Annotated in this window: 5 protein-coding genes; 1 reads left to right on the top strand and 4 read right to left on the bottom strand. The window is 57.2% G+C overall.

Annotated features, from left to right (window positions below):
* From PLN84_RS12640 to PLN84_RS12650, 3 genes are all read right to left on the bottom strand, one after another.
* A partial coding sequence (locus PLN84_RS12640) for a sugar O-acetyltransferase (RefSeq protein WP_348532136.1) occupies positions 1–576 on the bottom strand: 576 nt, incomplete at its 3' end.
* Between the two features lie 975 nt (positions 577–1,551).
* Complete coding sequence (locus tag PLN84_RS12645) at positions 1,552–1,944, bottom strand: type II toxin-antitoxin system VapC family toxin (protein ID WP_348532137.1); 393 nt, start codon at positions 1,942–1,944, stop codon at positions 1,552–1,554.
* Positions 1,931–2,170 carry an antitoxin VapB family protein gene (locus PLN84_RS12650; protein ID WP_048104542.1) on the bottom strand — a complete coding sequence of 80 codons (240 nt, stop codon included), beginning with the start codon at positions 2,168–2,170 and terminating at the stop codon, positions 1,931–1,933. The genes PLN84_RS12645 and PLN84_RS12650 overlap by 14 nt, the downstream gene beginning before the upstream one ends.
* Positions 2,171–2,378: 208 nt before the next feature.
* Here PLN84_RS12650 and PLN84_RS12655 point away from each other — a divergent pair, with 208 nt between their 5' ends.
* Positions 2,379–3,302, top strand: a complete 924-nt coding sequence (locus PLN84_RS12655; protein WP_292384818.1) for a hypothetical protein — start codon at positions 2,379–2,381, stop codon at positions 3,300–3,302.
* Positions 3,303–3,392: 90 nt separating this feature from the next.
* Here the strand turns inward: PLN84_RS12655 and PLN84_RS12660 are convergent.
* Positions 3,393–4,063, bottom strand: a 671-nt coding sequence (locus PLN84_RS12660; RefSeq protein ID WP_299952528.1) for a GNAT family N-acetyltransferase, incomplete at its 5' end; no start/stop codon positions are given.

The raw sequence follows: 4,063 nt of genomic DNA on the forward strand, positions 1-4,063 counted from the left end.
CTCCCAGTACTCCTTATCTTCAAGCGTTATTGGACGCAGGACCCTGCACGGATTGCCGGCAGCAATTACGTTGTCGGGTATATCTTTCGTCACGACGGAGCCGGAGCCGATAACCACGTTGTTCCCGACTGTTACGCCAGGATTGATGACAACATCAGCTCCAACCCAGACACTATCGCCTATCGTTATCGGTCGTCCGTACTCGAGGATCGCGTTCCTCACCTCTGCGTCGATCGGGTGCGCGGCAGTATAGACGCCGACCCGGGGGCCAAAGAAGACATGATTGCCTATGGTCACAGCGCAGACATCGAGGATGATGCAGTCATAGTTTGCGTAGAAATTGTCGCCGATACGGATTTGACTGCCGTAATCACAGCGAAACGGCGGTTCGATAAAGATGTGATCACCCGCGGATTGAAAGAGTTTCTTGAGCAACTCTGTCCGATATTCCAATTCCTCTTCAGTCGTCCCATTGAATAATCGTGTCAATCTTCTGGCTCTCAGGCGATCCCGCTTCAGTTCTTCGTCGTATGCGAAATAGAGTTCTCCGTGTAACATCCTCTCTTTCTCCGTCATAGCCAGCCTCCGTATATGGATAGAGGATCTGGAGAAAAGTTTGCTCATGGACCACGACCGCCCTGATGTGATCATTCTTATACGCTTGCAGAGGGCAAGCCCGATCTTGACTTCATTTGCCCGATATCGGTAATTCCCGGTCCTGGGGCTGTTTGCGAGAGTTCTCCTGGATCCCTTTGAGATGGAGCAGCCTGGTCCGGAGACTGGGCTGGATGAAATGACAGTAGTCCGGACCTTTCGGGTTTAACAGCCCCTTTTTATCCTATCCGGGTATGTTCCGGGGTCATTCGGGGGGGCATGGTCCCGGAAACCCTCATTGGCTGCAGCGACACCATGTGTATTAAAAGATCAATGCCACAGCCCGGTGCCCGGAGGTTGCGGGATGGAGAGCGTGATGGACAACCTGTGCGGCACGTGCAGCACGGATCAGCACTGTTGTACGTGGTTGAACGGGCTCATGCTGACGGGGCCGAGTATGAAGCACACTTTAAGAATCACAGGAGAACCTTCTCGTGCAGCAGTCCAATGGTATCTACATCGTAACGCCAGGGAATGGTGCAGCCTGTCCGCACTGGAATCATGGCAGCTGCGCTATTTACACGAGCCGGCCGATCGATTGCCGGCTTATATCCCCACATGATGGCACGGGTCGATAGGGGCAGGGATACATGTACGGTCACTCTGAAGATGAGCAAACTCTGCCCGAAGGTTGATCCGCTGGGCGGGTTGATGCCGGAAACCGAGGCACGTGCACTTGTCACGAAGTTCTGGAGCGCAGTTGCCGGGGACGGGACGGATATCATAATTCGGCGCGAATAAGGACTCGTCTCTCGGTTGCGGTCCCGGATTATGGCTGTACTCCGTTGAGATTACTCAATGCCCTCGGATGTTTGCTAGCAGGCGATACGGTGAGAGCGCAAGAGCCCCGGACTATGCCTTATCCACGCTTGATCCCGCTCTTCATCGCCCGGATTCTTAATATCTCCTGACTCTCAGTCCGGGAACCCGGGTAAAGTGACGGTCCCGGGTGACGATCTCGCCGTCGCCGGCGAGCGTGATTGCTGCGATTACTTCGTCGAAGTCCCCGATTGGATTGCCGTTTCCCCGGAGTTCGGCAGCGAGTGCGCCGAAGATCCGGTAGGTCTCGTCCGTGACGGGAAGTTCGATCAGCGCCCGTGTGATCGCTTCGACTTCCCGAATGTTCTCCTGCGCCGATGCCGAGAGGCAGGCTCCGCGGTAGAGTTCGAGGATGTTGATCACCGTGGTGGCAAAGGGCAACCCTTCCTGCTCCATCGCCTCGAGCGTTCTCATCGCCTCCGGGTCGTGCCGGATCAGGTCGACAAGCAGGGACGTATCAAGCGTCGGCATCGAAGTCGACCTCTCGCATCGAAGCCTTCCTCATCTCGCGTGAGGCTTCCTCGACCGAGTCGGCCAGCGCGGGGTTCGGCCCGAACTCCTTGAGGATCTCGGAGAGTTTCTTCTTCGGCGGGGTATACTTCAGGATTACTTCGGAAAAACTCATGTTCGAGGGGCCTTTTAACCGGGAAAGCCTCTCGTATGCGTCGTCGCTAATGCTGATTGTCCTGGTTCCCATGACTGTGTATGTGTATGTGCATGTATTTAGGTTCTTTCGCATCGGGATCTCATTCCTTATAGGACGGCCGACGCTCCGGCCATACACCCAATAGAATGGCCGGATAAGCCTCCCGATATTCGACCGGACGCTTTAGCGAAATGAGAGCGCAGCATTACCTTTTTACGTATCGGAATCCAGTAGCGTTTCATATTCCGGGGAGGGGACCATGGAGAACATCGACTTCGATCACGCCTACTACATCAAGCTGGGAGAGAAGGGGAAGTGGGAGCAATCAAGCATCAAGGAAGGAAAGATGCGGATCGGCTGGACCAATGTCAGCCTCGATGATATCCACCGGGAGAGATGGGACCGAATCGAGGACGCGATCCGGGATAAGGTCAGCAACCCGGGAAGTGCCACCCACGACTTCAACTCCCTCAAAACGATCCACGGCTCGAGCCACGACGATGTATGGATCACGTTCACTGACTCGAAGCTCTGGTGGTGCCGGCTGCAGAACGGCCCGATCCTTGAGGACGAGATCTCTAAATACCGCCTGCTCGACGGCGGCTGGCATGATCGGAGCATCCAGGGCAAATCGCTCCTGGTCAATACGCTGCCCGGCGCCGTTGCCCAGCTGCAGGCCTACCAGGCCACTTCCTGCACGGTCAGGCCGCTCGATACCCTCAGGCGCCTGATCAACGGCGAGCATACGCCCGAGTATGCCGCGGTCGTCGACGCACGGGAAGACCTGGTTTGCCGGACCGAGGCCCTGATCCGGCACCTGCACTGGAGAGATTTCGAGGTGCTCGTCGATCTGGTCTTTTCGGGAGCAGGCTGGAGGCGGAGGAGCGTCGTCGGTAAGGCGATGAAATTTGCGGATATCGAGTTCGAGGATCCGATCAACAGAGAGACCTACCAGGTCCAGGTGAAATCGAGATCGACCCTTCCCGAGTTCCGCGAGTATGCAGAGCAGTTCAATCCGGACGATTTTAAGAAGCTCTTCTATGTTGTCCACTCTCCCGACGACGCCCTGGCAGTATACGAGGCGCCCGCGGAGTCGGGGGTGGTGCTGGTCCCTCCCCGGCAACTCTCCGGGATGGTCGTGAACGCGGGACTGGTTGGGTGGGTGCTGGAGAAGACAATATAGAGCAGATATCATAGTAGCCACATTGAAGATCAGGCCGGTGCATCGCGTCACCTTATTTTTGAAGTTCCGGTGCCGCGACTGAGGGGAGTGTTATGCCGTCTCGATCTCCCTGACCATCAGGGAGATCCCGCCGTCGATGCCCGAAAAGAACGCAACGCCGTTTGTGCTGAACGAATCGTAGGGTAGAATGCCTGCCTGCACAAAGCCGCAGCGTTCAAACGCTCTTCTGGAGGTCGGGCCGGTGCAATCGGCAACCGCCCGGGAAAATCCACGCCTCCGGGCAGAGATAAGCGCACGCCGGATCATCGCCTGCGCCAGCCCGCACCCGCGGTACGGCCGGGCTACGCCGATCTGGAAGATATGCAGCACGGTGCCTGCGGCGATCTTGTCCCGGTCGATGTACCGTCCTTCCAGTTCGTCGAGCATCTCGACTGTTTCACGAAACTGGGCAAGAAACTCCGCCATCGTCGCCCCTTCGGCTGCGAGGTCGCCGGCGAGGTCAAGGCAGAAGATGAACCCGGCGATCTCGCCTGTCCGTCTATCGCGGGCGATATGGCTCAGCTCTTTTGTTGCAAGATGTTCGGCGTACCACCGTGCATACGGCAGAAAGATCTCCGGGTCCGGTGCATGGCGGTGCGTTGTCGGCTCGTCGGCGATGAAGACGTCCGTGTAGAGCCGGGCCGCCTCTTCGACGTCGGCTGTTTCGAGGGGAAGATAGACGGGGGGATGATCAGGGCTGGTGGCGTTTCCGGCGGGCCTTT

It is taken from the genome of Methanoculleus sp. (assembly GCF_035363275.1).
In the GTDB taxonomy this organism is placed as follows: domain Archaea; phylum Halobacteriota; class Methanomicrobia; order Methanomicrobiales; family Methanoculleaceae; genus Methanoculleus.

Excerpts from the sequence above, each read along its gene's own strand:
- PLN84_RS12655 (WP_292384818.1), top strand. The coding sequence starts at position 2,379 with ATGGAGAACATCGACTTCGATCACGCCTACTACATCAAGCTGGGAGAG.
- PLN84_RS12645 (WP_348532137.1), bottom strand. The coding sequence starts at position 1,944 with ATGCCGACGCTTGATACGTCCCTGCTTGTCGACCTGATCCGGCACGAC.
- PLN84_RS12650 (WP_048104542.1), bottom strand. The coding sequence starts at position 2,170 with ATGGGAACCAGGACAATCAGCATTAGCGACGACGCATACGAGAGGCTT.